The 26,100-nt window shown below is 67.1% G+C and carries 26 protein-coding genes and 1 other RNA gene; 13 read left to right on the top strand and 14 right to left on the bottom strand.

The window, feature by feature from the left end; translation table 11 throughout:
- The first annotated feature begins 124 nt into the window (after positions 1 to 124).
- Both G6N37_RS01060 and G6N37_RS01055 read left to right on the top strand, forming a co-directional pair.
- Positions 125 to 1,600: a glutamate--cysteine ligase family protein gene (locus tag G6N37_RS01060; RefSeq protein WP_163674766.1), complete on the top strand. Its 1,476-nt coding sequence runs from the start codon at positions 125 to 127 to the stop codon at positions 1,598 to 1,600.
- 126 nt (positions 1,601 to 1,726) lie between these two features.
- Positions 1,727 to 2,158 (top strand): hypothetical protein, encoded by a 432-nt coding sequence (locus G6N37_RS01055; protein WP_163674761.1) that lies wholly within the window; start codon positions 1,727 to 1,729, stop codon positions 2,156 to 2,158.
- A gap of 66 nt (positions 2,159 to 2,224) precedes the next feature.
- Here G6N37_RS01055 and G6N37_RS01050 read toward each other — a convergent pair whose 3' ends face one another.
- The 10 genes from G6N37_RS01050 to prfB form a co-directional block, all read right to left on the bottom strand.
- Positions 2,225 to 2,518, bottom strand: a complete 294-nt coding sequence (locus tag G6N37_RS01050) for a hypothetical protein (RefSeq protein WP_163674758.1) — start codon at positions 2,516 to 2,518, stop codon at positions 2,225 to 2,227.
- Positions 2,519 to 2,875: 357 nt separating this feature from the next.
- Positions 2,876 to 3,243, bottom strand: a transfer-messenger RNA (tmRNA) gene (ssrA, locus tag G6N37_RS01045).
- A gap of 90 nt (positions 3,244 to 3,333) precedes the next feature.
- Positions 3,334 to 4,179, bottom strand: coding sequence for a maleylpyruvate isomerase family mycothiol-dependent enzyme (locus tag G6N37_RS01040; protein ID WP_163674756.1), 846 nt, complete (start codon positions 4,177 to 4,179; stop codon positions 3,334 to 3,336).
- A gap of 42 nt (positions 4,180 to 4,221) precedes the next feature.
- Positions 4,222 to 4,971, bottom strand: a complete 750-nt coding sequence (locus G6N37_RS01035; protein ID WP_174813895.1) for an EamA family transporter — start codon at positions 4,969 to 4,971, stop codon at positions 4,222 to 4,224.
- 92 nt (positions 4,972 to 5,063) lie between these two features.
- On the bottom strand, positions 5,064 to 5,573 hold the full coding sequence (gene smpB / locus G6N37_RS01030) for an SsrA-binding protein SmpB (protein ID WP_163674749.1): 510 nt from the start codon (positions 5,571 to 5,573) through the stop codon (positions 5,064 to 5,066).
- A gap of 2 nt (positions 5,574 to 5,575) precedes the next feature.
- Complete coding sequence (ftsX, locus tag G6N37_RS01025) at positions 5,576 to 6,469, bottom strand: permease-like cell division protein FtsX (protein ID WP_163674734.1); 894 nt, start codon at positions 6,467 to 6,469, stop codon at positions 5,576 to 5,578.
- Positions 6,470 to 7,159, bottom strand: a complete 690-nt coding sequence (gene ftsE, locus G6N37_RS01020; protein WP_067920955.1) for a cell division ATP-binding protein FtsE — start codon at positions 7,157 to 7,159, stop codon at positions 6,470 to 6,472.
- 43 nt (positions 7,160 to 7,202) lie between these two features.
- On the bottom strand, positions 7,203 to 7,679 hold the full coding sequence (locus G6N37_RS01015) for a hypothetical protein (protein WP_163674732.1): 477 nt from the start codon (positions 7,677 to 7,679) through the stop codon (positions 7,203 to 7,205).
- Positions 7,676 to 8,671 carry a mechanosensitive ion channel family protein gene (locus tag G6N37_RS01010; RefSeq protein ID WP_163674729.1) on the bottom strand — a complete coding sequence of 332 codons (996 nt, stop codon included), beginning with the start codon at positions 8,669 to 8,671 and terminating at the stop codon, positions 7,676 to 7,678. The genes G6N37_RS01015 and G6N37_RS01010 overlap by 4 nt, the downstream gene beginning before the upstream one ends.
- Entirely contained in the window at positions 8,661 to 9,782 is a 1,122-nt protein-coding gene (gene prfB, locus G6N37_RS01005) for a peptide chain release factor 2 (RefSeq protein ID WP_163674726.1), read from the bottom strand. Before prfB ends, G6N37_RS01010 begins: the two co-directional genes overlap by 11 nt.
- A gap of 162 nt (positions 9,783 to 9,944) precedes the next feature.
- On the opposite strand from prfB, the gene G6N37_RS01000 reads away from it, so the two are divergent.
- On the top strand, positions 9,945 to 11,312 hold the full coding sequence (locus tag G6N37_RS01000) for an FAD-dependent oxidoreductase (protein ID WP_163674723.1): 1,368 nt from the start codon (positions 9,945 to 9,947) through the stop codon (positions 11,310 to 11,312).
- Here G6N37_RS01000 and G6N37_RS00995 read toward each other — a convergent pair whose 3' ends face one another.
- On the bottom strand, positions 11,313 to 11,729 hold the full coding sequence (locus tag G6N37_RS00995) for a group III truncated hemoglobin (RefSeq protein ID WP_163674718.1): 417 nt from the start codon (positions 11,727 to 11,729) through the stop codon (positions 11,313 to 11,315). It lies immediately after the preceding gene.
- Positions 11,730 to 12,048: 319 nt separating this feature from the next.
- Between G6N37_RS00995 and G6N37_RS00990 the strand changes: the two genes are divergently transcribed.
- Genes G6N37_RS00990 through G6N37_RS00980 form a run of 3 tightly spaced genes read left to right on the top strand, consistent with a single transcriptional unit; the run spans position 12,049 to position 15,797 of the window.
- Positions 12,049 to 14,373 carry a nitric-oxide reductase large subunit gene (locus G6N37_RS00990; protein ID WP_163674715.1) on the top strand — a complete coding sequence of 775 codons (2,325 nt, stop codon included), beginning with the start codon at positions 12,049 to 12,051 and terminating at the stop codon, positions 14,371 to 14,373.
- 3 nt (positions 14,374 to 14,376) lie between these two features.
- Positions 14,377 to 15,003 carry a hypothetical protein gene (locus G6N37_RS00985; protein ID WP_163674710.1) on the top strand — a complete coding sequence of 209 codons (627 nt, stop codon included), beginning with the start codon at positions 14,377 to 14,379 and terminating at the stop codon, positions 15,001 to 15,003.
- Positions 15,000 to 15,797 carry a slipin family protein gene (locus tag G6N37_RS00980; protein WP_163674708.1) on the top strand — a complete coding sequence of 266 codons (798 nt, stop codon included), beginning with the start codon at positions 15,000 to 15,002 and terminating at the stop codon, positions 15,795 to 15,797. Before G6N37_RS00985 ends, G6N37_RS00980 begins: the two co-directional genes overlap by 4 nt.
- A 21-nt stretch (positions 15,798 to 15,818) precedes the next feature.
- Here G6N37_RS00980 and G6N37_RS00975 read toward each other — a convergent pair whose 3' ends face one another.
- Positions 15,819 to 16,148, bottom strand: a complete 330-nt coding sequence (locus tag G6N37_RS00975) for a hypothetical protein (RefSeq protein ID WP_163674705.1) — start codon at positions 16,146 to 16,148, stop codon at positions 15,819 to 15,821.
- A gap of 58 nt (positions 16,149 to 16,206) precedes the next feature.
- Positions 16,207 to 16,968 carry a CAP domain-containing protein gene (locus G6N37_RS00970; RefSeq protein ID WP_163674702.1) on the bottom strand — a complete coding sequence of 254 codons (762 nt, stop codon included), beginning with the start codon at positions 16,966 to 16,968 and terminating at the stop codon, positions 16,207 to 16,209.
- 271 nt (positions 16,969 to 17,239) lie between these two features.
- Between G6N37_RS00970 and hisN the strand changes: the two genes are divergently transcribed.
- The 3 genes from hisN to G6N37_RS00955 all read left to right on the top strand — a co-directional run bounded on the left by hisN (position 17,240) and on the right by G6N37_RS00955 (position 20,753).
- Positions 17,240 to 18,019, top strand: coding sequence for a histidinol-phosphatase (gene hisN, locus G6N37_RS00965; protein WP_163674699.1), 780 nt, complete (start codon positions 17,240 to 17,242; stop codon positions 18,017 to 18,019).
- Positions 18,020 to 18,102: 83 nt separating this feature from the next.
- On the top strand, positions 18,103 to 19,512 hold the full coding sequence (locus G6N37_RS00960) for an acyl-CoA dehydrogenase family protein (protein ID WP_163674696.1): 1,410 nt from the start codon (positions 18,103 to 18,105) through the stop codon (positions 19,510 to 19,512).
- A gap of 35 nt (positions 19,513 to 19,547) precedes the next feature.
- A complete protein-coding gene (locus G6N37_RS00955; RefSeq protein ID WP_163674693.1) occupies positions 19,548 to 20,753 on the top strand; it encodes an acyl-CoA dehydrogenase family protein in 1,206 nt (401 codons plus the stop codon).
- Here G6N37_RS00955 and G6N37_RS00950 read toward each other — a convergent pair.
- Positions 20,746 to 21,603, bottom strand: coding sequence for an oxidoreductase (locus G6N37_RS00950; protein ID WP_163674689.1), 858 nt, complete (start codon positions 21,601 to 21,603; stop codon positions 20,746 to 20,748). The two genes, G6N37_RS00955 and G6N37_RS00950, sit on opposite strands and share 8 nt — an antisense overlap.
- A 22-nt stretch (positions 21,604 to 21,625) precedes the next feature.
- Here G6N37_RS00950 and G6N37_RS00945 point away from each other — a divergent pair, with 22 nt between their 5' ends.
- The 4 genes from G6N37_RS00945 (at position 21,626) to G6N37_RS00930 (ending at position 26,070) form a co-directional block, all read left to right on the top strand.
- Complete coding sequence (locus G6N37_RS00945; RefSeq protein ID WP_163674684.1) at positions 21,626 to 22,624, top strand: acrylyl-CoA reductase family protein; 999 nt, start codon at positions 21,626 to 21,628, stop codon at positions 22,622 to 22,624.
- 22 nt (positions 22,625 to 22,646) lie between these two features.
- Complete coding sequence (locus tag G6N37_RS00940) at positions 22,647 to 23,618, top strand: NADPH:quinone oxidoreductase family protein (RefSeq protein ID WP_163674681.1); 972 nt, start codon at positions 22,647 to 22,649, stop codon at positions 23,616 to 23,618.
- A 176-nt stretch (positions 23,619 to 23,794) separates the two neighbouring features.
- Positions 23,795 to 24,886 (top strand): homogentisate 1,2-dioxygenase, encoded by a 1,092-nt coding sequence (locus tag G6N37_RS00935; RefSeq protein ID WP_163674677.1) that lies wholly within the window; start codon positions 23,795 to 23,797, stop codon positions 24,884 to 24,886.
- A 2-nt stretch (positions 24,887 to 24,888) separates the two neighbouring features.
- Positions 24,889 to 26,070, top strand: a complete 1,182-nt coding sequence (locus G6N37_RS00930) for an alpha/beta hydrolase family protein (protein WP_163674675.1) — start codon at positions 24,889 to 24,891, stop codon at positions 26,068 to 26,070.
- Positions 26,071 to 26,100: the final 30 nt, after the last annotated feature.

The following is a 26,100-nucleotide window of genomic DNA, read 5'->3' as shown; positions in this document are numbered from 1 at the left end:
GCGGCTTGAGGGAGGCGCCGTGTCCCGGCGCCGAAGGGTCGCTCGACCCATCTCATGCGCCTAGATTCCCAAGTGGGCCTCCGCTACGCGGGTCCACGTCCAGCTATGCCGCGGGAGGTGCGCCGTGGGTGACCGCATCGACCCTTCCGCCCTGGTTGTCGGCCATGACGACGAGGTGCGCCGCAGGCTCGAGCTGTGCGTTGTCGCGATGCAGCGCATGGTCGACGGCGGCTGGTTCGACGGTCATGAGGACACCATCGGTATGGAGGTCGAGCTCGATCTCGTAGATCCGTTAGGCCGGCCACGGCTGATCAATGACGCCGTCCTTGCCCGGCTGGGCCGAGCGGACATGCAACACGAGCTCGGCCAGTTCAACGTCGAGCTGAACCTCGCTCCACGCCTGCTGCACGGCGGGGTACTGCGTGACAGCGAGCGCGAGCTCGCCGAAGTGCTCGATGCGTGCCGGGCACGGATCGAGCGGCTCGGTGTGCGACTGGTCGCCGTCGGCATGCTGCCCACCCTGAGCGCCGATGAGTTGACCGTCGAGCGGATCTCCCACAATCCGCGCTACGCGCTGCTGTCCGGCCGCATGAGGGCCGCCCGCCGCAGGCCGTTCCTGGTGCGCGTGATTGATGGATGTGAGCCGGTGGAGTTCAAAACCGACTCGGTTGCTCCCGACGCGGCCACGACGAGCCTGCAGCTGCACCTGCGGGTGCCGCCAGACCGGTTCGCCGCGTACTACAACGCCGCGCAGATGATCGCCGGGGCTCAGGTCGCGGTGGCCGCGAATTCGCCGTACCTGCTGGGCCGCCAGGTATGGCAAGAAACCCGCATCACCCTGTTGGAGCAGCTGCTCGACACCCGCCGCCGCGGGGAGGTCCGCGCCGCTGCGCCGGCGCGGGTCCGGCTCGGTGACCGGTGGGTCAGCGGGCCCGTCGAGCTCTTCGACGACCTCGTGCGGCTGTATCGGCCGCTGTTTCCGACGCTGGAAGCCGAGGATCCCGGCGCCGCCCTGGGGGCCGGACGCGCTCCGGCCCTGCGTGAGCTGCGGCTACACAACGGAACGGTGTGGCGCTGGAACCGTCCGGTCTATGACGTCCAGGCGGGGCGTCCGCAGCTGCGCATTGAAAACCGGGTGTTGCCAAGCGGGCCAACTCCCGTCGACATGGTCGCCAACGCCGCGTTCTACTACGGCCTGGTCCGCGCGCTGGCCGACAGCGACCCACCCCCGTGGACTCAGACGTCCTTCGCGGCGGCCGAGCAGAACCTGCACCGCGCGGCACGAGACGGGCTGGCGGCGCGGCTGTCCTGGCACGGCGCCGACCGCCCCGCCGATCAGCTCATCCGTGACGTCCTGCTGCCGGCCGCTGCGGCGGGGCTCGACGCGTGGGGTGTGGACGCAAGCGACCGAGACCGGTACCTGGGAGTTATCGAAGCGCGTGCTCGATGCGGCCGCACCGGCGCTGTCTGGCAGACCCAGACGGTGCGCTACCTCGAGGAGCACGGGCTGCAACGCATCGGTGCGCTGCGCGAGATGACCCGGCGGTATGCGGAGCACGCGCGCAGCGGTGCCCCAGTACACGAATGGCCAGTGCCATGACACCCGCGCAATGCGGGAAAAGCTCTCGCCCGTGCGGCGTGGCGTGCGCGGGCAAGGTCGTCGCCCGTGATTACTCTGTGGGCGACAACTGCCGGGGGGCACCGCGACCACGAAAGGACGCACAACGTGAACCCCTGCAGCCCGACGAAAAACCAGGTCCTCTCGGCGCTGGGCGTGGCCGTGTCCGCCGTCTTGTGCTTCGGTGCGGGAACCGCCCGGGCCGACACCGCCGGTGTCCAGTTCCAACCGGCAACGCTGAACAACCTTCCGAGTCTGCAGGTCACTGTCACAGACACCAGCGGCAACGGGAGCCCCGGCACGTACGGCTCCTGCATTTTCAACGCCACCCCGACTTTTGGGACCATGGACGTACTCCAGGGCGTCGGCACGCCAATGGCCCCGCTCAACCAGACATTTCAGCTGAACCAAGGGGGCCAGCAACAGTTGAACTTCGCGCCCGAGCTCCCGACGGGCACGCTCTGGAACGTCACCATCACCTGCACCGACCCCGTCCAGAACCAGACCGGGACCATCTACAACCAGCCGATGCCGTTCTGAACACTCCGCCATCGTCGACAACTGGCCCGGGCCGACGGGAAAAGCCGGCCGGGACTCATGGCCCCGTCACCCGCGGTTTCGCCTTCGGATCTTGACGGCGTCAACGCTCACGATCCATTGTCCGGGCTCGCAGGACTCGTCGGACTGGTCGGCGGCGGACTCGTCGGAGTCGTCGGGCTCACGGCAGTCGTCGGTGTCGTGGGAGTCGTGAGAGTCGTCGGTGTCGTGGGAGTCGTGGATGTCGTGGGAGTCGTCGGTGTCGTGGGCGTCGTCTTCACAGGACTCGTCGGGCTCGCGGGACTTGTCGGGGTCGTAGGACTCGCCGGTGTGGGAGTCGCAAGGCCCGGGCCTTCGCCACACCAGTCCGCCACGTCTTTCGGGTACTGCTCGAGCGGTGGAGGACAACGCTGCCCCGGCGGGAAATTGGCGCCGGCGTTGAGCAGATCGCAGGGCACATAGACCTGCTTGCCTTTGGGGGTGTTGGTCAAACACTTGGTCGGCGGATCGGCATGGCCCTCGGCAGGGACGATGATTGCCACCGCCAAAGCGGCGAGCACCCCGATGGCAAGGCGATAGATCATGAGCACTCCTTGATACAGGGCCCCCGTCGCTCCACTTTTCGTAGCGGAACGGCCGTCGGGCTCAGCATGAAGATAGTCAGCACATCTCGACGAAAAGAAAACCGGCCAGAGCCTGTTGGCCCTGACCAGCAATTCTTGGTGGAGCTGCCGGGAATCGAACCCGGGTCCTACGGCATTCCCTCAAGGCTTCTCCGTGCGCAGTTCGCTATGCCTCTGCTCGGATCTCCCGGTCACGCGAACCAGCCAGGATGACGATCCCAGTCGCTGTTGGTGTCCCGATGAGTCCCGCGACCGAACTCATCGGTGGATCCCTCTAGCTGACGCCAGGCTCCGGGTCGAGGGAGTTCCCGGTCTGACGGACTAGCTGTCGCTTAGGCAGCGAGAGCGTAGTCGCGCTGATGTGAATCGGCGCTTATCTGGTTGCAACGACGCTTACGGTGGTCTCTTGCCTGCACCGGCACGCTTCCCTTGATTCGATGCGCGAAGTCGAAACCGTTCAGCCCCTCGCATCCCCGCCGATTTTCGGCAGGACAATCCATGGTACGCCGCTATCAACGCGCGGCAACGGACTTATCTTCCGGACCGCCGCTGCGATCAGATCACGAAATTGAGGTGCTCGACGACCCGGGCGGCCACGTCCTTGTCGCCGCCGAGGTCAACGTGCCGGGGCCGGCCGGGGCACATCGGCCGCCCGCCGGCAAGCCGGGTGAACTGCAGCCCGTCCAGCCGGATCGTCACGGTCGGCTCCTGGCCACCGAAGTCGTCGACCACCCGGGCCCGGCCATCGACGCTGACGCGGATGTCACGGGAAAGCGGTCCGGTCAGCTCGAACAGGACACGCGACCCCTCGGGCGCTTTGCCCCGTTTGCCCACCACGTAGCCCATCGTCCCGGTGATCTCGTCGAGAGACAGTTCCGAAGCGGGCCCGACAAGCTGGTCATCCGACGCCGGCCGCCCTAGCGCGTCGCGAATGTCCTGCTCGTGCATCCAGCAGTCGAACACCCGGACCCGCATGAACCGCCCGTAGCTTTCCGGACCGACGGGCGTCAGCGTCACGGCGTCCCACTCTTCGGCGGGCATGGCCGCCAGCGCCTTGCGCCGCTGATCGGTGATGTCCCTGAACCGGTTGAGCACGTCTTCACCGGGTTCCCCGCTGAGGTGACGCACCCAGCACTCGTTCATCACGCCGATGTCGTTGCGGACGTGCTCGAGCGTCGAGACGTCGATGTCGGGCTGGGGCGCGGACACACCGGCGAGGAAGGATTCGGTGCCGATCATGTGCGCTACCAGCGCCTTGACGTCCCAGCCCGGCAGCGGGCTGGCCGCCCGCCAATCCGCTTCGGCCAGCCCGCCCAGCAGCACGGTGATGTCGTCCCACACCGCGAACAGACCAGCGAGCACATCGGACTTGTCGAGCTTTGTGACGGGGCGATCGGCCATTCTCGGATAGTAGGCCGGTCGGCTACCGCACGGGCGCGGCCGTCAGCTTGCGGCGATCATGGCCACGGACCCCATGGCCATCACCATGCCGAACCCCTGCCAGCGCGTCAGTCGCTCGCGCAAGACGACCATCGCCAGCACGACCGTTGCCGCCGGGTAGAGCGAGATCAGGATGCTCGCCAGCGAAAGCAACCAGGTGTGCAGCGCCAGCAGCATGGTGACGTTGGCGCAGATGTCCAAGAATGCCACCGCCCAGGCCAGCTTCATCGGCTTTCCGCGCGGAGCGCGCAGGTTGTCGCTGGCCGCCGCCATCACGAAGATCACCACCGTGGCCGAGAGCCGGGCGAACACCAGCGGCCACAGTTTGCATGCGTGCGGCGCCTGGTGGAGAAACACCAGGTTCAGCCCCATCGCCGAGCCGGCCAGGAGCGTGAGCCACGCCACCTTCGGGGTGAATCGATACGGCGTGACGCCCTGGGCGGTGGCCTCCCGGCTCACCAGCATGACCGCGACGAGGGCCAGCACCACCCCCACCGACGCCCCTGGCCCCGGCCGCTCCCCCAGCGCCACCCCGACCGCCACCGGCACGGCGGCGTTGAGGACGGCCGCCAACGGTGAGACGACGGAGATCGGCCCGGCACCCAGCGCCGCGAAGAACGCCCACATGCCGACCGCCATGCCGACGCCATAGAGGCAGCCCCAGAAGATGGCGCCGCGCGAAATCGGCCCGCCCACGGCCACGGCCAATGCGCCCAGCAGAAACGTCTCGATCGGGTAGACCACCAGCATCACGCGCAGCGCGGCCACCCGTCGAGCGGCTACACCGCCCACGAAATCGCTGACGCCGTACGTAACGGCGGACAGCTGGGCGTAAGCGGCCCCGATCAGTTCATGCCCTTGGCTCGGCGACCCAACTCACGGACCACTTCGCGCTGGGCATCGCGGCGGGCCATGTCCTGACGTTTGTCGTGCGCTCGCTTGCCGCGCGCCAACGCGAGCTCGACCTTGACCTTTCCTTCGGAGAAATACAGAGACATCGGCACGAGGGCGAGGTTACCATCTCGTATCTTTCCGACCAGACGGTCGATTTGTTGCCTATGTAACAACAACTTTCGATTGCGACGGGGCTCATGGTTGGTCCAGCTACCGTGCTGGTATTCCGGAATGTACAAGTTACGCAACCACACTTCGCCGTCGTCGACGGTTGCGAACGCGTCGGCCAGCGATGCGTGGCCCTGGCGCAGGCTTTTCACTTCAGTCCCTTGTAAAGCCACTCCGGCCTCGAACTCTTCGAGTATCGAATAGTTGTGCCGCGCTTTGCGATTGGTGGCCACAATCTGTTTGCTGCCACGCTTGCCGCCCGCCCCCTTGGCCCGGCCGGGATCCTTGGCCATAGCTACCGCCGGATGTAGAGGCGCAACGTCGCGTACGCGGTCAGGCCTGCCATCGACACGCCGAGCAGGAACAACCACGGCGAGATGTAGAGGATGTCGGCATAGTCGACCTTCGCGATCAAATGGGCTTGGTAGAACTGGCTGAGCGCGTTGTCGAGGAACCAGGCCCGCACCAGAACCAGGCCGGCGATCGCGATGGCCACACCGATGGACGCGGCCAGCATCGCCTCCACCAGGAAGGGCAACTGGGTATACCAGCGGCTGGCGCCGACCGAACGCATGATCCCGATTTCGGTGCGCCGCGTGTACGCCGCGACTTGGACCATGTTGGCAATCAGCAAGATCGCCCCCACGGCCTGCACCAGGGCGACGGCGAACGCGGCGTCGCGCAAACCGTCCAGAACCGCGAACAGCCGGTCGATCAAATCCTTTTCGTTGAGGATGCTGCGCACCCCGGGCTGCCCCTGCATCGCGGCATCGAACTCCGCGTGCTGTTCGGGGTTGTTCAACTTGACGATGAACGACGCGGGAAATGATTCCTTGCCGGCGACGTCCTTGAACTCCGGGAACTTCTTGATCGCGTCGTTGTAGGCGTCCTGCCGGTTGACGAAGCGCACCGATTTGACGTCCTGTCGCGCATCGATCTTGTCCCGCAGCGCTTTACATGGACCGGACGCGCATGTCGCGTCGTTGGCGGAGATGTCATCGGTGAGGAACACCTGCGTCTCGACGCGGTCGAGATAGATCTCCCGCGAGTTGTCCGCCAGCCGGACCACGAGCAGGCCGCCACCGAACAGGCCGATGGAGATGGCCGTGGTGAGGATCATCGCGGCCGTCATCGTGACGTTGCGGCGAAGACCGGTCAGGACCTCGTTGAACAGGAAGCCAAAGCGCACTTAGCGGTCCATCCCGTAGATGCCGCGCTGCTCGTCGCGAACCAGCCGGCCCAGAGACAACTCCACGACGCGCTGACGCATCGAGTCGACGATGTGGTGGTCGTGCGTCGCCATCACCACCGTCGTCCCGGTGCGGTTGATCCGCTCCAACAAATCCATGATGTCCTTACTGGTGTCGGGGTCGAGATTGCCAGTCGGCTCGTCGGCCAGCAGAACCAGGGGCCGGTTGACGTACGCGCGCGCGATCGCCACGCGTTGCTGCTCACCACCGGACAACTCGTTGGGCAACCGGTTCGCTTTGCCCGACAGGCCGACGGTTTCCAGCACCTCGGGCACCACCCGATTGATCGCGTCGGTCCGTTTGCCGATCACTTCCAGCGCGAAGGCGACGTTCTCGTACACCGTCTTTTGCTGCAGCAGGCGGAAGTCCTGGAAGACGGTGCCGATCACCTGACGCAGCTTCGGTATGTGGCGGCCGCGCAACTTGTTGACATGGAACTTCGACACCCGGATGTCGCCGGACGTCGGGTTCTCCTCACCGAGCAGCAGCCGCATGAACGTCGACTTGCCCGAGCCCGACGGGCCGATCAGGAAGACGAATTCACCCTTGTCGATTTTGACGTTGACGTCCTCCAACGCCGGACGGGCCGACGCTTTGTACTTCTTGCTGACATGGTCCAGGGTGATCATCACGGCACGCCAGTGTAGCCGTGCATTTCGCTGGCAAGCCAAGTCAACTGGCTGGCGGCGGTGAACTGGGCGCCGGACCGGGCCCCGGCTGCGGTAGCTGGGGCGGCGGTGCGGTCGGGCTCGTACTTGGCGGGCAGAACGGCGGCGGCAGCAGGCAAGGCAGCTGCGGCAGCTGCACCGGCGGGGTGGTGGTCGTCGTCACCGGTGGTGGTGGCGGTGGCGGCGGCGTGCTCGTCGGGGTCGGCGTGTAGGTGGGGGTGGCCGGCGGCTGCTGCACGCGGCTGCGGGGCACCCAGGTGTAGTTCGGGTCGGGAACGAAACCCGGCGGCACCACCTGCTGCGCCGGTGGCTTGGCCGGTTCCGGGCGGTAGGTGTCGTAGACCCACCACACGGCGAAGAAGGCGATGATCAACACAATGGTCGACGTGCGGGCTCGCCCGCCGAACATGTAATGCGGCCAGCGACGATTCGCATCGGAGTCCTCGCTGCGCTTCTCGAAGATGCTCAGGGTGAACTTCAACGCTTCTGCACCGCACCTTGCACGTCATCGTCGATTCGCTGCTCGGCGGCCTGGGCGGCCGGGACCGACGGGTCGTCCACCAGGCCCACCGTCGCGTCCGCGGCGGTCATGATGCCGACGCGCGCCAGCGCCCGAATGACCAGGACACGCAGTTGCCGGCCGGCCTCGAACTGCTTGCCGGGCAGGGTCCGGGCCACCAGCCGCAGGGTGACGGTGTCGACTTCGATGCTCTCCACGCCCATCACCGTGGGGGCGTCCAACAGCAATTCGCCCAACACCGGGTTGTCCATGGCGCGGTCGCACTCCTGGTGCAAGACCTCGTTGACCCGGTTCAGGTCGGCGTTCGTGGACACCGGAATGTCCACCACCGCGCGCGCCCAGTCCTTGGACAGGTTCACGACCTTCACGATCTGCCCGTTGGGAATGGTCAAGACCTCGCCGTCGGGCGAGCGCAGCCGGGTCACCCGCAACGTCACGTTCTCGACGGTGCCGCTGGCCTCCGTCGCTGAAACGACGGTGAGGGTGACCAGATCTCCGAAGCCGTACTGGCGCTCCGCCAGGATGAAGAACCCGGACAGCAGGTCCCTGACCAGCTGCTGCGCGCCGAAACCCAGCGCGGCACCGACCACGGTCGCCGGCGCGACCAGTCCCCCGACCGAAAACTGCAGCACGTCGGCGATCTGCATGATCACCCAGATGGCGATGAGGACCACCGACACCCAGGAGATCACCGACGCCATGGCCTGGCGGTGCTTGGACGCTTCCGAGCGCACCAGCGCGTCGCTTTCGGCGAAGCCCAAGTTGAGCTGACGGGTCACCTGCTGGGCCACCCAGTTGACGAACCGGGCCGCGAGCACCGCCACGATCAACACCATCACGATCCGCAGACCGCGGGTGATGATCCATTGCCCGACGTCACCGCGCCAAAAGTCGTGCCAGCCCAGCGCCTTTGCCAAGGCGATCGAGGCGGAAAAAGTTGTGTTAGTCGTCATCTTTTCGATTGCGCCACCGGATTCCCGCTTCCAGGAACCCGTCGATGTCTCCATCCAGGACGGCCGCCGGGTTGCCGACCTCGTACTCGGTCCGCAGGTCCTTGACCATCTGATACGGGTGCAGAACGTAGGAGCGCATCTGATTGCCCCACGAACTGCCGCCTTCGCCTTTCAACGCGTCCAGCTCGGCGCGTTCTTCGGAACGCTTGCGCTCCAACAATTTTGCCTGAAGCACCCGCATTGCCGAAATCTTGTTCTGCAGTTGCGATTTTTCGTTCTGGCAAGTCACGACGATACCCGTTGGGATGTGGGTTAAACGAACCGCCGAGTCGGTGGTGTTCACCGATTGGCCGCCGGGACCGCTGGAGCGGTAAACATCAACGCGCACATCGCCTTCCGGGATGTCGATGTGATCGGTGGTATCCACCACCGGAAGGACCTCGACTTCGGCGAACGATGTCTGGCGCCGACTTTGGTTGTCAAACGGGCTGATTCTCACCAATCGATGGGTGCCCTGCTCCACGGACAACGTGCCGTAGGCGAACGGGGCGTGCACCGCGAACGTCGCGCTCTTGATGCCCGCCTCCTCGGCATAGGAGGTGTCGAACACTTCGACCGGGTACTTGTGCTGTTCGGCCCACCGCATGTACATCCGCATCAGCATCTCGGCCCAGTCGGCGGCGTCCACCCCGCCGGCGCCGGACCGGATGGTGACCAGGGCCTCGCGTTCGTCGTACTCACCGGAGAGCAGGGTGCGCACCTCGGTGGCTTCGATATCGGCGCGCAGCGCCTTCAGCTCGGCATCCGCCTCGGCGAACGCTTCGACTTTGCTGGCCTCGCCTTCGGCCTCTTCGGCCGCCAGTTCGTAGAGCACCGGCAGGTCGTCGAGGCGCCTGCGCAAGTCCTCGATCCGGCGCAACTCCCCCTGAGCGTGCGACAGCTCGCTGGTCACCCGCTGCGCGCGGGTCTGGTCGTCCCACAACTGGGGATCGGACGCCTCCTGCTCGAGCTTCTCGATGCGGCTGCGCAGACCGTCCACATCCAGCACCCGCTCCACCGTGGTCAGGGTGGAGTCAAGGGCGGCGATGTCGGCTTGACGGTCGGGTTCCACAGCCGACCACGTTACCGGGACCCGCCGGACGCCCCGGCTCCCGGCGAGTGCTCGGGCCACGACCAGCGGTCATGCGTTTAGCATCGAGTCACGATCATGTGCGCCCCGCGCAGCGCGCCGACTGCCCCCGCGCGCTGACCGGGCACGAATAGAAGGTCGAGTATGCGCCCATACCACGTTGCAATCGTCGGCTCCGGACCGTCGGGGTTCTTCGCCGCGTCGTCGCTGCTCAAGGCGGCCGACGCGGCCGAGGACATCGATGTCGCGGTCGACATGCTGGAGATGCTGCCCACGCCGTGGGGGCTGGTGCGCTCCGGCGTCGCGCCCGACCACCCGAAGATCAAGTCGATCAGCAAGCAGTTCGAGAAGACCGCCGAGGACCCGCGCTTCCGCTTCTTCGGCAACGTGGTCGTCGGTGAGCACGTGCAGTCCAGCGAGCTGGCCGAGCGCTACGACGCCGTCGTCTACGCCGTCGGGGCACAGTCCGACCGCGCGCTCAACATCCCCGGGGAGGACCTGCCGGGCAGCGTCGCCGCCGTCGACTTCGTCGGCTGGTACAACGCGCACCCCAATTTCGAGCAGGCCACGCCCGACCTCTCGGGTGCCCGCGCCGTGGTCGTCGGCAACGGCAACGTGGCACTCGACGTGGCGCGCATCCTGGTCACCGATCCCGACATGCTGGGGGTCACCGACATCGCCGATCACGCGCTCGACTCGCTGCGACCATGCGGCGTCGAGGAGGTGGTGATCCTCGGCCGGCGCGGGCCCCTGCAGACCGCGTTCACCACCCTCGAGCTGCGTGAGCTGGGAGACCTCGAGGGGGTCGACGTGATCGTCGACCCGGCGCAGCTGGAGGGCATCACCGATGAGGATGAGGCCGCGGCGGACAAGACGACGAAGCTGAACATCAAGGTGTTGCGCGATTACGCGGCGCGGGCGCCGCGGCCCGGCCATCGCCGGATCGTCTTCCGGTTCATGACTTCGCCGATCGAGATCAAGGGCGAGGGCAGGGTGGAGCGGATCGTGCTGGGCCGCAACCAGCTGGTCACCGACGAGAACGGGCGGGTATCCGCCAAGGACACCGGCGAGCGCGAGGAGCTGCCCGTTCAGCTGGTGGTGCGGTCGGTCGGCTACCGGGGGGTGCCCACCCCGGGCCTGCCGTTCGACGACAAGTCCGCCACGATCCCCAACACCGCCGGCCGGGTCGAGGGCAGCCGCAACGAATACGTCGTCGGTTGGATCAAGCGCGGACCGACCGGTGTCATCGGTACCAATAAGAAGGACTCGCAGGAGACCGTCGACACCCTGCTGGCAGATCTGGACAGCGCCAAAGGCGGCGGCCTGGCCGAGTTTGCCGACGACCACGCCGACAAGCTGGCCGACTGGCTCGCCTCACGCCAGCCGAAGCTGGTCACCTCCGCGCACTGGGAGATCATCGACCGTCACGAGCGTGCCGCCGGCGAGCCGCACGGGCGCCCCCGCGTCAAGCTGCCCAACCTGGACGAGCTGCTGCGGATCAGCCACGGCTGATCACGAGGCGACGGTGGCGAGCAGTTCGGGCGCATCGAGTCCGGTCAGCCGGCGGTGCATGGCCCACGCGATCCTGGCGGCCTGAATCTTTGCCCGGTCAGCCGCTGCCCCGCAATACATTTCGTCGACGGTGTCGTGCCAGATGGTGAGCCAGCGCAGAAAGTGCCGGTTGGACAGTGGTGTCCGGCGGTGGATGTCGCGGTGCGCCTGCAGCGCGCTACCGCGGTAGCGTCCCGCGCGAAAGAGCACCGTCTCCCAGAAGTCGCACATCGTCGGAATGTGTGAGTCCAAACCGACGGCCCGCAGCTCGGAGAACGGCTCGGCCAGCACCTCGTCGGCCAGCGCCCGCCCGTAGAAGCGGCGCAGGAGCGCCTCCACGTCGGCACGGTCGACCAGATCGGCGCTCGCTTCAGCCATGGTCACGTCCCGGGTTCGTCACCAATTCCACAGCGCGCCGGCACTGCCCTCGCATTCCCGCGGTCATAGGTTGCTATTGCTCATCGCGGTCTCCTCTGCTGAGCTGTAGGCAGGGAATTTTCATCTGGCTGAGCCATGACGCTATGGCGGGGAAACGACTCTCTCCCAGGGGCATTGGTCCCGAAACAGATGCCATTGGCCCCGAGGGATGCGCGACGGCGGAGGTTGCCGTTCGCACCCGACGACAACGGAATACAAGCTGTTTGCGCAGATGGACAGCGGGCACGACCACCCATCATCGGAGACCGGAGACTCGCATATGGCCGCTCAACAGTCCGCTCAACCGACTTCCTCGCAGCCCCTGGTGGGCAAAGGCTGGATCCAGGGCGTCGCCCTGGTCATGATCTTCGGCTTCCTGGTCATGGGCATCCTGGCCTACCGCACCTACTCGGCATCGATGCCGATGCCGGACAAGGTGGTCAACGAATCCGGCCAGCTGCTTTTCACCGGCGACGACATCACCCGGGGGCAGGAGCTCTACCAGGCCCGGGGCCTCATGGAATACGGCTCGGTGCTGGGGCACGGCGCATACCTGGGACCGGACTACACCGCCGAATACCTGCGGATGGCCACCCAGGATGACGCCGATCAGCTGAGGGCGCAGGGGGTGGCCGATCCGCGTGAGCGAGTGGTCACCGAGTTCCGCACCAACCGGTACAACCCCGGCACCAAGACGTTGGTGTTCACCGACCGCCAAGCCGCGGCGTTCGACCACATCCAGAGTCACTACGCCGCCTACTTCGGCGAAAACTCGACCAAATATGGGCTGCTGCCCCGGATGATCACCGACAAGGCGCAGATCCACGACCTCACCGCATTCTTCGCGTGGACGGCCTGGGCCGGTGCGGCCGAACGCCCCGGCCACAAGTACAGCTACACGAACAACTGGCCGGCCGAGCCGCGGGTCGACAACGGCCCGACCGCTCCGGTGATCGTGTGGTCGGCGCTGTCATTGATCGCGTTGCTCGGTGGCATCGGCATCATGTTCGCGGTCTACGGGCGGTGGAGCCAGAAGGTCGGCTGGCACGGCGCCGAGTCGTCCACGCTGTCGTTCCGCCAACCGGGCGAGGTGAGCCTGACGCCGGCGCAGCGGGCCACGATCTGGTTCTTCGCGATCGTGTCAGTGTTGTTCCTGGCGCAGACGCTGCTGGGAGCGGCGGCCGAGCATTACCGGGCCGACTTGTCGAACTTCTTCGGTCTGGACCTGGCCCGGGTCCTGCCCTACAACCTGGCCCGCACCTGGCATGTGCAACTTTCGCTGTTCTGGACCGCGGCGGCCTTCCTGGCCGGTGGCATCTTCCTGGTGCCGTTCATCGCCCGCCGCGAGCCGCGCCGTCAGGGCTTGCTGGCCTACGTGTTGCTGGGCGCGGTCGCGGTGGTGGTGTTCGGCTCGCTGATCTGCGAGGCGCTCTCCATCTACGGCGTGATCCCGCAGGGGCTGCTGTCCCAGCAGTGGGAGTATCTCGACCTGCCGCGGCTGTTTCAGGTGCTGCTGATCATCGGCATGTTCGTCTGGATCGCGATCATCTTCCGGGGCATGCGGGCCCGGCTCAGGGGCGAGTCGAAGATGAACATGCCGTGGTTGTTCTTCTTCTCCGGACTGGCGATCCCGGCGTTCTACACCGTCGGGCTGTTGGCCAGCAGCGGCACGCATTACACCGTCGCCGAATTCTGGCGGTTCTGGGTGGTGCACCTGTGGGTCGAGGACTTCCTCGAGCTGTTCACCACCGTGATGGTGGCCTACATGTTCGTATTGCTGGGCGTGGTGCGCGAGCGGATCGCGCTCGGCGTGATCTTCCTCGACGTCATCCTGTACTCCGCCGGCGGTGTCATCGGGACGATGCACCACCTGTACTTCTCGGGCACCCCGGTGGAACACATGGCGCTGGGCGCCTTCTTCTCGGCGGCCGAGGTCATTCCGTTGACCTTCCTCACCGTCGAGGCGTGGGCGTTCCTGCAGCTGGGTTCGCGGCAACAGTCCGGCGACACCAACCCCTTCCCGCACCGGTGGGCGGTCATGTTCCTGGTCGCGGTCGGCTTCTGGAACTTCTTGGGGGCCGGGATCTTTGGCTTCCTGATCAACCTGCCGATCGTGTCCTACTACCAGATCGGCACCGCGCTGACCGCCAATCACGCGCACGGCGCGATGATGGGGGTCTACGGCATGCTCGCCGTCGGCTTGGCCATGTTCGCCTTCCGCTACGTGATCCCGGCGGACAAATGGCCGGAGAAGTTGGCGCGAACCTCGTTCTGGTGCATGAACATCGGTCTCGCGTGGATGGTGTTCGTCACGCTCTTGCCGCTGGGCGTGCTCCAGCTCTACCACTCGGTCAACGACGGCTATTTCGAGGCGCGCTCGCTGGGCTACATCACCAGGCCCGGCAACGCCGTGCTGGAATGGCTCCGGCTCCCCGGTGACGTCATCCTGATCGTCGGCGGCGTGCTGCCGTTCGTTTGGATCGCCTGGACCGCGTTGCGGCATTTCCGCACGGGTACAACGGTTCAGGAGTTGCCCGACCACCCGCTGTACGTCGAGGTCCCCACCGAGCCGGAGACCGGTGCCACGGTGTCGGCGAAGGACTGACCGGTGACCCAACCGGCCGCCACCGTATGGCTGATCGCCGGGTACTCCCTTGCCCTGCTCGCCATCGGCTGGAGTTTCGACTCGATGGCCCGACGGGCGTCGGCGCGCGCCGCGCGTTGGCGCACGGGGCAATTCACCTACCGGCCGGATCACGACGCCTGGGTGTGTCCGCGCGATCACTGGCTGTGGCCCACTTCGTTCGATCCGCGGCACCGGGTCATGCGCTACCGCGCCCTACCGGTCGTGTGCAACAGTTGTCCCATCAAGGCCAGCTGCACGACATCCGACCACGGCCGGGAGATCAGCCGCGAGGTGGACCCGTGGCCGCATTCGGACGCGGGGCGATTCCACCGCGGGATCGCCTGTTGCGTGGCGGGGTTCGGAATCGTGCTGCCGCTGGCGACGTTGGCCGCCAACCACTCGGGCGCTGACGTGCTGGTCTTGACGGGAACCGTCGGAGTCGTCGCGCTGCTGGGCCTGCCGCTGGTCCGCCACCTGTGGAACACCCCGTCCAACGCGCCCGAACACCTTCCCCACCGCACCGCGCTCGAGGACCGGGCGGCCGCGGCGATAGACAGGTATTCCACTCGGTGGGGTAGCTGGGAGAGCAAGGAGGGCAACCCAACGTGACTGCCGTCGTGGTCGTCGTCGTCATCGCCGGGATCGTGGGGCTTGCCGTGCTCGCGACATGGTCGCTGGCCGTGCTGCGCGAGTACGAACGCGGAGTCGTCTTCCGAATGGGGCATGTGCGCCCGCTGTACGGTCCCGGGCTTCGTGTGCTGATCCCCTTCCTGGACAAGATGATCCGCGTCGACCAGCGGTTGGTGACGCTGACGATTCCACCGCAGGAGGTGATCACCCGCGACAACGTGCCGGCCAGGGTCAACGCCGTGGTGATGTTCCAGGTGATGGAGCCGCTGAAAGCGATTCTGGCGGTGGAGAATTACGCGGTGGCCACCTCGCAGATCGCCCAGACGACGCTGCGTTCGCTGCTGGGCCGGGCCGACCTGGACACGCTGCTGGCCCACCGCGAGGACCTCAACAGCGATCTGCGCACCATCATCGAAAAGCAGACCGAACCGTGGGGCGTGCAGGTGCGCGTCGTGGAGATCAAAGACGTCGAGATCCCCGAGTCGATGCAGCGGGCGATGGCCCGCGAAGCCGAGGCCGAACGCGAACGCCGGGCGAAGGTCATCAACGCCCGCGGGGAACTGCAGGCCTCCGAGGAGCTGCGCCAAGCGGCCGAGACCCTTTCCAAGAGCCCCGCCTCGCTGCAATTGCGTTATCTGCAGACGCTGTTGGAATTGGGGGCGGACCAGAATTCGACCGTCGTCTTCCCGTTGCCGGTGGACATCATCACACCGTTCCTGCGGCATCCGGAGGTACTACAGGGCGTCGTCGATAACTTCACCAATCGGCGATGAAGACGGGCCAAGCAATTCGCGCTACACCGGGGGCGGCTCGGGCGGGGCCAACCTCCAGTTGTCCGGATTCTTCGGCGAATACACCACCGGAAACAACTGGCCCATCGTCGGCCAGTGCTCGACATCGACCGCCATGCGCTGGTACACGGCGTGCTCGCTGACGGTGGGCCCGTTGATCACGCCGGCGATGGTGACGAACTGTTCACCGGTGGCGTCCGGCCGTGGGCTCACCCCGGTCACCAGCAGCGTGCCGTTCAGCAGCTCGCCGCGGGGGCCACGCGGGAGGAACCGCTGGGCAAGGGCGACCGCCAAGACCGCCACCAGCAGGATGAGCACTCCGAATTCCCACACGCATCCAGGTTAGCGAGTGACCATACCCCCGACGAATGGCACTACGCGAACGAGGACATCATGCGTTCGGGATGAAGTCGCCCCAGGCGTAGCCGACGCCGGTGGGTACCGCACTGCCTTTGACATGGGCAAAGCCGTTCTTGCGGTCCAAGACCTGAACCTGGCTGCCCTTGCGCAAGATTCCGAGGTTCTTGCCGTGGTCGCCGTCTGGGATGTTGTACACGTCGACATCACCGGTCACGGTGACCGTCGGCTGCTGCTGAGGTGGCGCTTGCGCCGGTGGAGTCGGCCGCGGTGGTGTGGGGTTGTCAGGCTCGAGGACGGGGCCGTTGTTGGGTCCAGGCCGGGGCCCGGCCGGCGCGGGTGGTGGGGGCTGACCAACCAAAATGGCGACGGCGCTCTGCTGTTTGCTTTCCAGCCGAACCATGCCCACGCCGAAATCGGTATAGCCGCATTTGTTGACGTAATTCGAAACGGCGTTCAGTGCGGTGTTCGTGGCCGCGTCGGTGGGATCATCCTGGGACTCATAACCATTCACCTTGCCCGAGTAACCGGCAACGTTGGCGCCAGGAGGCGGCCCGCCTCTCACCCAGGCTTGTGCTGCGGCCTCCAGCGGGCCCGAATACGCCAACGGGGGGCAGCCGGATTGGGCCCGCATCGCGTTGACCTTGCCCCGGATGTTGTCCAAGGGGTCGGCGTGCGCGATCGGCATCGCCACTGTGGCCGAAGCGAATCCGAGGACGCAGGCCGCCAGCCCGCAGCCCGCACGCCGCATCCTCTGAACCGCCCCGGTTGTCGTGGTCGACGAAGACTTGGTCATGTGATCCCTCCGCGGCTGGCGAGGTTCCTGCGGCACTGGTGACGCGTCGCCGTCAATGTCAGCCCTGCTGCGATGTGATGCTATGGCGTTGCGGGCGACGCGGAAATAAGGGTTTTCCCCAATCTTTCTGCTTTGCGGTGCCGTTACCAGCGCACGCGCGTTCGCTTGGCATCCGTTCCCCGAATTACGGCCATACCGTTGATCCGAAGCGAATCGGGCACACTTGTACGACTCGATTCAGGTTCCGGGCAAGCCATGGTAGGACTGCGTCATGAGTCGGGACGATCTGACGCTGGCGCTGAGGCTGGCCGACCGCGCGGACGCGCTGACCTCCGCCCGGTTCGGCGCGCTCGACCTGCGCGTTGACACCAAACCCGACCTGACCCCGGTCACCGACGCCGATCGCGCGGTGGAGACGGAGCTACGGGAGACGCTGGGACGCGAGCGTCCGCACGACAGCATCGTCGGCGAGGAGTTCGGCGGAACCACCACGTTCACCGGACGCCAGTGGATCATCGACCCTATCGACGGCACCAAGAACTTCGTGCGCGGCGTGCCCGTGTGGGCCAGTCTGATCGCACTGCTCGAAGACGGTGTGCCCACGGTCGGCGTCGTCAGCGCGCCCGCACTGCAGCGTCGCTGGTGGGCCGCGCGCGGCGAGGGCGCCTTCGTCACGGTCGACGACGCACCGGCGCGCCGGCTGTCGGTTTCTTCTGTGGCGCAACTGGATTCGGCCAGCCTCTCGTTCTCCAGCCTGTCCGGCTGGGCGCAGCGCGGACTGCGCGAGCGCTTCATCGCGCTGACCGACGCAGTGTGGCGGGTGCGCGCGTTCGGCGACTTCCTCTCCTATTGCCTGCTGGCGGAAGGGGCCGTCGACATCGCCGCCGAACCCGAGGTGTCGGTATGGGATCTCGCTGCGCTCGACATCCTGGTGCGCGAGGCCGGCGGGAACCTGACCGGCCTGGACGGCGGCGCCGGACCGCACCGCGGCAGCGCCGTGGCGACCAACGGGCCGCTGCACGAAGTCGTGCTCCGCTCGCTGGCGCTGTGAATTAGTTAACAAGTGTTCTCTGTTATCTTACTCCGGAGTAAGATAGGCTTATCCGCATCGCCCCCACGACAGAGGCTGCCGACATGACCGACACTCGTTCCGGTTCACCGAAGACTTCAGAAGCCGCCCGCTCCCGCCGCAAGAGGAAAGATCGGCAGAGCGGAATCGGCCTGCAACCGCACAAGCGCACCGGCATCGACATCGCCATCGCGCTGCTCACCCCGCTCATGGGCCAGGAGTTCCTGGACCGCTACCACCTGCGCGATCCGGTCAACCGCGGCCTGCAATACGGCACCAAGACCATCTTCTCCACGTCGGCTGCCGCCTCCCGTCAGTTCAAGCGGCTGCAGAACCTGCGCAGCGGACCGACCCGGCTCAAGTCGAGCGGCAAGGACTACTTCGACCTGACGCCCGACGACGACCAGAAGATGATTGTCGAGACCCTCACCGAATTCGCCGAGGAGGTGCTGCGGCCCGCGGCTCACGACGCCGACGAGGCGGCGGCCTACCCGCCCGACCTGATCGCCAGGGCCGCGGAGTTGGGCATCACGGCGATCAACATCCCCGAGGATTTCGACGGCATCGCCGCGCACCGCTCCAGCGTGACCAACGTGCTGGCGGCCGAGGCGCTGGCCTACGGCGACATGGGTCTCGCCCTGCCGATCCTGGCCCCCGGGGGTGTGGCCGCCGCGCTGACCCACTGGGGCAGCGCGGACCAGCAGGCCACCTATTTGCACGAGTTCGCCGGCGAGAACGTGCCGCAAGCCTGCGTCGCGATCTCCGAGCCGCAGCCGCTGTTCGACCCCACCCGCCTGACGACCACCGCGGTGCGCACCCCGAGCGGCTACCGCCTCGAGGGCGTGAAGTCGTTGGTGCCGGCGGCGGCCGATGCCGAGCTGTTCGTCGTCGGCGCGCAGCTGGACGGCAAGCCCGCCCTGTTCATCGTCGAGTCGTCGACGAAAGGCCTTACCGTCAAGGCGGATCCGAGCATGGGCCTACGCGCGGCGGCGCTGGGCCACGTGGAGCTCTCCGGGGTCTCGGTCCCGCTGAGCGCGCGGCTCGGTGAGGACGAGGCGACCGATGACGACTACTCCGAGGCCATCGCGCTGGCCCGGCTGGGCTGGGCGGCGCTGGCGGTGGGCACCTCGCATGCGGTGCTCGACTACGTCGTCCCCTACGTCAAGGAGCGCGAAGCCTTCGGCGAGCCGATCGCGCATCGTCAGGCCGTCGCGTTCATGTGCGCCAACATCGCCATCGAGCTGGACGGGCTGCGGTTGATCACCTGGCGCGGCGCGGCCCGCGCCGAGCAGGGCCTCCCCTTCGTCCGCGAGGCGGCGTTGGCCAAGCGGCTCGGCGCCGACAAGGGCATGCAGATCGGCCTGGACGGCGTGCAGCTGCTCGGCGGCCACGGCTTCACCAAGGAACACCCGGTCGAGCGGTGGTATCGCGACCTGCGGGCCATCGGCGTGGCCGAGGGCGTCGTCGTCATCTAGGCCGTCACCCGATCCGGACTACCGAAAGACCAACCATGGCAATCAATCTGGAACTGCCCCGCAAGCTGCAAGCGGTCGTCGTCAAGACCCATCAGGGCGCCGCCGAGCTGATGCGGCCGATCGCCCGCAAGTACGACCTCAAGGAACACGCGTACCCGGTCGAACTCGACACGCTGTACAACCTGTTCGCGGGGGCATCGGAATCGATCGAATTCGCCGGGGCCGACAACCTGGGCGACGAGAACCAGGACAGGGACCAAAACCACAACGGCGCCAACATGGCTGCGCTGCTGCAGACTTTGGAGGCCTGCTGGGGCGACGTCGCGATGATGCTCTCGGTCCCCTATCAGGGCTTGGGCAACGCGGCCATCTCCGCCGTCGCTACCCCGGAACAGCTGGAGCGCCTGGGCAAGGTGTGGGCGGCGATGGCCATCACCGAGCCGGGCTTCGGCTCCGATTCTGCGGCGGTGTCGACCACCGCCAAGCTGGACGGCGACGAGTACGTGATCAACGGCGAGAAGATCTTCGTCACCGCCGGCTCGCGGGCCACCCACATCGTGGTGTGGGCCACGCTGGACAAGTCGCAGGGCCGCGCGGCGATCAAGTCGTTCATCGTTCCGCGCGAGCACCCCGGCGTCACCGTCGAGCGGCTCGAGCACAAGCTCGGCATCAAGGGCTCCGACACCGCGGCGATCCGGTTCGACAACGTCCGCATCCCCAAGGAAAACCTGCTGGGCAACCCGGAAATCGAAGTCGGCAAGGGCTTTTCCGGCGTGATGGAGACCTTCGACAACACCCGGCCCATCGTGGCCGCCATGGCCATCGGGGTCGGCCGCGCCGCCCTGGAGGAAATTCGCAAGATCCTCACCGAGGCCGGCGTCGAGATCTCCTACGACAAACCGTCGCACGCCCAGAGCGCCCCGGCCGCGGAGTTCCTTCGCATGGAGGCCGACTGGGAGGCGGCCTACCTGCTCGCGCTGCGCGCCGCGTGGCAGGCCGACAACAAGATCCCCAACTCCAAAGAGGCCTCGATGAGCAAGGCCAAGGCCGGCCGCATGGCCAGCGACGTGACGCTCAAGTCCGTCGAATTGGCCGGCACCACCGGCTATTCCGAGCAATCGATGCTGGAGAAGTGGGCGCGCGACTCCAAGATCCTGGACATCTTCGAGGGCACCCAGCAGATTCAGCAGCTCGTGGTCGCCCGCCGCTTGCTCGGCCTGTCGTCGGCCGAGCTCAAATAGCGACCGCGTCCAGCTGCTCGCGGGCGTCGTCGTCCAGCTCGATGGACGCGACGTCGAGGTTCTCCTCCAGGTGGCGCACCGACGAGGTGCCTGGGATCAGCAGCACGTTGGGCGCCACGCTCAGCGTCCACGCCAGCGCGACCTGCGCGGGCGTCCGCCCGAGGCGATCGGCGACGTCGACCACCAGTTCGTGGGTGAGCAGGGGGTTCGGCTGCACGAAGGCGGCCCCCAGCGGGAAGAACGGGACGAACGCGATACCCCGCGCCGTGCACTCGTCGAGAACGGGCTGCGACGTCCGGTCGATGAGGTTGAACGCGTTTTGCACACAGGCGATCTCGGTGCGTTCCAGCGCGTGCAGCAGGTGTTCGCGGCTGACGTTGCTCAGCCCGATGCCGCCGATCAGCCCATCGTCGCGGGCTTCGATCATGACCGACAGCTGGTCGTCGAAGAGCTGGTCCGGCCTTCCGCTTTCGAAGACGCGCAGGTTGACCGCGGCCAGTTGGTCGACGCCGAGGGTGCGCAGGTTGGTCTCGATGTCGCGGCGCAGGTCGGCCGGCGCGTCGACCGGTAGCCAGCCGCCGGTGTCATCGCGCCGACCGCCGACCTTGCTCACCAGCGCGAGGTTCTCCGGATAGGGATGCAGCGCCTCGCGGATGAGCTCGTTGGCGACGTCGGGACCGTAGAACTGGGCGGTGTCGATGTGGTCGACGCCGAGTTCGACGGCCCGACGCAGCACGGCCAGCGCCTCATCGCGGTCCCGCGGCGGGCCGAAGACATTGGGACCCGGCAACTGCATCGCGCCGAAGCCCACCCGGGAGACCGAAAAGCGACCGAGTGGAAAGGAATCCATACGGTGAGGTTAGCGTCGAGGAATGGACACGTTTCAGGCGCTCGTCGCTCGCGAAGATGGTGACCGGATAACCGCCTCGGTCGAGACATTGAGCGACTCGGACCTGCCGCCCGGTGAGGTGACGATCCGGGTGCTCTATTCGAGCGTCAACTACAAGGATGCGTTGGCGCTGACCCCGCGCGGCGGGGTGGTGCGCAGCTACCCGGTGGTGCCGGGTATCGACCTGACCGGCGAGGTCGTCGAGTCCGGGTCGCCGGACTTCGCCGTCGGCGACAAGGTGGTGGCCCACGGGTATCAGATCGGCACCGGCCACCACGGCGGCTATGCCGAATACGCGCGGCTGCCGGCCGACCAGGTCGTCGCGCTCGGCGCGTTGAGCCCGCGCGAGGGCGCCGCGATCGGGACCGCCGGCTTCACCGCGGCGATGAGCGTGCAGGCGCTGATCGACTGGGGCGTGGGGCCCGGCGCCGGGTCGGTGGTCGTCACCGGCGCCTCCGGCGGCGTGGGCTCCGTCAGCGTCGACCTGCTGGCCGCCGCGGGTTATCGGGTGGTCGCCTCGACCGGCAAGGAGTCGGCGGCCGGGCTGCTGAAAGAGCTTGGCGCCGCTGAGGTTATCGGCCGGCTGCCGGAGGACCCCGACGCCAAACCGCGGCCGCTGGCCAAGGCGCGCTGGTCGGCCGCGGTGGATTGCGTGGGCGGCGCGACGCTGGCCGACGTGCTCAGTGCCGTCGACTACGGCGGGGCGGTGGCCTGTAGCGGCCTGACGGGTGGTCCCGCGTTGCACACCACGGTGATGCCGTTCATCTTGCGCGGCATCGCGCTGTTGGGGATGGACTCGGTGCAGATGCCGATCGACCGGCGCCGCAAACTGTGGGCGCTGCTGGGTGATTCGTTGCGTCCGCGTCATCTGGACGCACTCATCAGCGAGGTCGACGTCAAGGACGTGGTCGACGTGCTGGACCAGGTGCGCGCCGGCAAGTTCACCGGGCGGGCGGTGGTGCGGGTCGCCGACGGATTTTGAGCCGGCAGTAGGCTGTCCGACCATGCGAGCTGCACGGGTGACCCGGCTGGACGGTCCGGACGCGATCGAGGTGGCGGAGGTCGACGAACCGTCGGGTGACGGCGTGGTCGTCGAGGTGCACGCCGCCGGTGCCGCCTTCCCCGACGCCCTGCTGACCCGGGGCCTCTATCAGTACCGCCCCGAGCCGCCGTTCGTGCTGGGGGCCGAGATCGCCGGCGTGGTGCGGTCGGCGCCGGGCGACGCACACGTGCGGGCCGGCGACCGGGTCGTCGGACTGACCATGCTCAGCGGCGGCATGGCCGAGGTCGCCATCCTGCAGCCCGACCGGGTGTTCAAGCTGCCCGACAACGTGAGTTTCGAGGCGGGCGCCGGACTGCTGTTCAACGACCTGACGGTGTACTTCGCCCTGACGGTGCGCGGCCGGCTGGCCCGGGGCGAGACGGTGCTGGTGCAGGGCGCCGCCGGCGGCATCGGGACGTCGACGCTGCGGCTGGCGCCGCTGCTCGGGGCGTCGCGCACCATCGCCGTGGTCAGCACCGAAGAGAAGGCGGACGTCGCGACGGCCGCAGGAGCCACCGACGTGGTGCTGGCCGACGGGTTCAAGGACGCGGTCAAGGAGCTGACCGGCGGGCGCGGCGTCGACGTCGTGCTCGACCCGGTCGGCGGTGACCGGTTCACCGATTCGCTACGCTCCCTCGCCCCCGGGGGACGGCTGCTGGTCGTCGGCTTCACCGGCGGAGACATCCCGACGGTGAAGGTGAACCGGTTGCTGCTCAACAACATTGACGTGGTGGGCGTGGGCTGGGGGGCGTGGACCGCGACGCACCCGAACGCGCTGGCCGAGCAGTGGGCCGGGCTCGAGAAGCTGCTCAGCTCGGGCCGGCTGGCCGCACCCACCCCGGAGGTCTATCCCCTGGACGAGGCCGCCGCCGCGGTGGCGTCCCTGGAGAACCGCACCGCCAAAGGGAAGGTCGTGGTGCGCGTCCGCGATTGACGCCCGGCCGAATCCGCCGCGCCTGGTCGGGTGGCCTTCGCAGGATCTGCCGGCGCGGGCGATATCGGATCGCGGCAGCCGTGCACGGTCAGCGGATCCACCCACCCTTGTGCGCGCCCGAAACGAAAAGTAATGTCACTTTCAGTTTTCTAGTCGCCCGAATTGGGGGTCCACCGATGGAATCCTTCGTCCACATGCGAAAAGGCAGGACGCCACGACGCCTGCACGCCGATCTCGACGGCCTCAAGGACGACGAGCTGGGCCGGGGCGGATTCACCGGCCGCACCGCGAACCTCTACCGCCGCCACGACCCCACCGCCTACCGGTCGGTCGGCCCGCTGCGCCCCGTCGACGTGCTGGCCGGCGAGCTCAAGCCCAGCGACGCCACCGGCGCCGACGGCGGTCCCCTGCTGATGTTCAGCAACGCCGACTGCCGAATCCTGTTGAGCCGCCGCCACGAGCCGATGCCGTTCTACGTACGCCATGTCGACGGCGACCTGCTGTGCTTCGTCCACCGGGGCGCCGGTCTGCTCGAAACCGAGTTCGGCCCGCTGCGCTACTCCGAAGGCGACTGGGTCTACCTGCCCAAGGCGTGCACCTGGCGCCAGGTGCCGGATGGCGAGACGACGCTGCTCATGGTCGAGGCGACCGACGAATTCCGGGTGCCCCCGCCCGGGCCGCTCGGCCGGCACTTCCCGTTCGACCCGTCGCAGGCCATCATCCCCGACCCGGCACCCATCGACGACGACGGACGGGACGAGTACGAGGTCCGGCTGATCCACGAGGGCGGCCCGACAACGCTGTTCTACCAACACAATCCGCTCGACGTCGAGGGCTGGCGCGGTGACAACTTCGCGTTCACCTTCAACATCGCGGACTACAACGTGGTGACCTCCGACAGCGTGCACCTACCGCCGACGGTGCACCTGTTCATGCAGGCCACCGGCGTCTACGTGATGAATTTTCTGCCGAAGCCGGCCGAAGGGGTTCCGGGGACCGAGCGCACGCCGTGGTATCACCGCAACGTCGACTATGACGAGATCGCCTTCTTCCACGGCGGCTCGCTCTACGGCATCCCGATGCCGCCCGGCCTGATTTCCCATGCGCCGCAAGGCGTTCACCACGGCGCACCGGAGAAGGCGCGGGAACGGGCGCGCCGCAAGTTCGACGACTACTCCCGCGTCGATTGGCAAGTGATCGCCGTCGACACCCGCAGGCGCCTGACTCCCTCGGCCGAGGTGCTGGCGCACGACCTAGGACAACACTGACCATGACGACCCGCCACGAATACGAGCGATTCCCCTATCTCGTTGCCTTCCAGAACAATTCCGGCGTCCGCGACGTCTACGGCGGCCTGGCCGAGATCACCGTGCTGGAGAGCTACCTGCTCAAGCCGAAGGACAAGCCGTCTGACACCGTGCTGGTGTTCATGCACCCCATCGGCGGCGGCGCCTACCTGCCGATGATCAATGCGCTGGCCCGGGCCGGCCACCACGTCATCTACTGCAACAGCCGGTTCCGCGGCACCGACTCGGCGCTGCTGATGGAGAAGGTCGTCGAGGACCTCGGCGAGTGCATCAAAGACGCCAAGAAGCGGCTGGGCTATCAGAAGGTGGTGCTGGCGGGGTGGAGTGGCGGCGGCTCGCTGTCGGTGTTCTACCAGCAGCAGGCCCAACACCCCACCATCACGTCGAGCCCGTCGGGCGACGGCCCGGACCTGACCGCCCTGGACCTGATCCCCGCCGACGGCATCATGCTGCTGGCGGCGCACATCAGCCGGCACGGCACGCTGACCGAATGGCTCGACGCGTCGATCCTCGACGAATCCGACCCCACCAAGCGCGATCCCGAGCTGGACCTGTACAACCCGGACAACCCGAACCAGCCGCCCTACAGCCAGGAATTCCTGGCCCGGTATCGCGGGGCGCAGGTCGAACGCAACCGCCGCATCACCGCGTGGGTCAAGGAGAAGTTGGCCGAACTGAGGGCCGCCGGACGTCCGGACGAGGAGTTCTGCTTCGTGGTGCACGGCACCATGGCCGACCCGCGCTGGCTGGACCCGACCGTCGATCCCAACGAACGCACCCCGGGAACCTGCTACCTGGGGGATCCTCAAGTGGTGAACATGAGCCCCGTCGGGCTGGCCCGCTTCTCCACGCTGCGGGGCTGGCTCTCGCAATGGAGTTACGACGACGCCCGGGGCGACGGGGTGGCCTGCGGCGCCGACATCGCGATCCCGGCGCTGGTGATCGGTAACCTGGCCGACGACGCCTGCACGCCCAGCCACACCCGACGGCTCTTCGACGCGATCGGGTATCACGACAAGGAGATGCACGAAATCCCCGGCGCCACCCACTATTACGCGGGGGCCGACCAGCGCGACAAGCTGCGCGCGGCCGTCGACATCGTCACCGACTGGCTGGTCCGCCACGACTTCGCGGGCAGGCAATGACGACCGCCAGCGACGATGCAGAGCGCAGCG

The organism is Mycobacterium seoulense (genome assembly GCF_010731595.1).
In the GTDB taxonomy this organism is placed as follows: Bacteria; Actinomycetota; Actinomycetes; order Mycobacteriales; family Mycobacteriaceae; genus Mycobacterium; species Mycobacterium seoulense.
The sequence above is the reverse complement of the archived record's forward strand: the minus strand, read 5'-3'. Positions and strand labels throughout refer to the sequence as shown.

Excerpts from the sequence above, each read along its gene's own strand:
- ftsE (WP_067920955.1), bottom strand. The coding sequence starts at position 7,159 with ATGATCACCCTGGACCATGTCAGCAAGAAGTACAAAGCGTCGGCCCGT.
- G6N37_RS00995 (WP_163674718.1), bottom strand. The coding sequence starts at position 11,729 with ATGGCTGAAGCGAGCGCCGATCTGGTCGACCGTGCCGACGTGGAGGCG.
- G6N37_RS00990 (WP_163674715.1), top strand. The coding sequence starts at position 12,049 with ATGGCCGCTCAACAGTCCGCTCAACCGACTTCCTCGCAGCCCCTGGTG.
- G6N37_RS00960 (WP_163674696.1), top strand. The coding sequence starts at position 18,103 with ATGACCGACACTCGTTCCGGTTCACCGAAGACTTCAGAAGCCGCCCGC.
- G6N37_RS00935 (WP_163674677.1), top strand. The coding sequence starts at position 23,795 with ATGGAATCCTTCGTCCACATGCGAAAAGGCAGGACGCCACGACGCCTG.
- G6N37_RS00940 (WP_163674681.1), top strand. The coding sequence starts at position 22,647 with ATGCGAGCTGCACGGGTGACCCGGCTGGACGGTCCGGACGCGATCGAG.
- smpB (WP_163674749.1), bottom strand. The coding sequence starts at position 5,573 with ATGGCCAAGGATCCCGGCCGGGCCAAGGGGGCGGGCGGCAAGCGTGGC.
- G6N37_RS01010 (WP_163674729.1), bottom strand. The coding sequence starts at position 8,671 with ATGACGACTAACACAACTTTTTCCGCCTCGATCGCCTTGGCAAAGGCG.
- G6N37_RS00950 (WP_163674689.1), bottom strand. The coding sequence starts at position 21,603 with ATGGATTCCTTTCCACTCGGTCGCTTTTCGGTCTCCCGGGTGGGCTTC.
- hisN (WP_163674699.1), top strand. The coding sequence starts at position 17,240 with ATGAGTCGGGACGATCTGACGCTGGCGCTGAGGCTGGCCGACCGCGCG.
- G6N37_RS00930 (WP_163674675.1), top strand. The coding sequence starts at position 24,889 with ATGACGACCCGCCACGAATACGAGCGATTCCCCTATCTCGTTGCCTTC.
- G6N37_RS00970 (WP_163674702.1), bottom strand. The coding sequence starts at position 16,968 with ATGACCAAGTCTTCGTCGACCACGACAACCGGGGCGGTTCAGAGGATG.
- G6N37_RS00945 (WP_163674684.1), top strand. The coding sequence starts at position 21,626 with ATGGACACGTTTCAGGCGCTCGTCGCTCGCGAAGATGGTGACCGGATA.
- G6N37_RS00955 (WP_163674693.1), top strand. The coding sequence starts at position 19,548 with ATGGCAATCAATCTGGAACTGCCCCGCAAGCTGCAAGCGGTCGTCGTC.
- G6N37_RS01040 (WP_163674756.1), bottom strand. The coding sequence starts at position 4,179 with ATGGCCGATCGCCCCGTCACAAAGCTCGACAAGTCCGATGTGCTCGCT.
- G6N37_RS01000 (WP_163674723.1), top strand. The coding sequence starts at position 9,945 with ATGCGCCCATACCACGTTGCAATCGTCGGCTCCGGACCGTCGGGGTTC.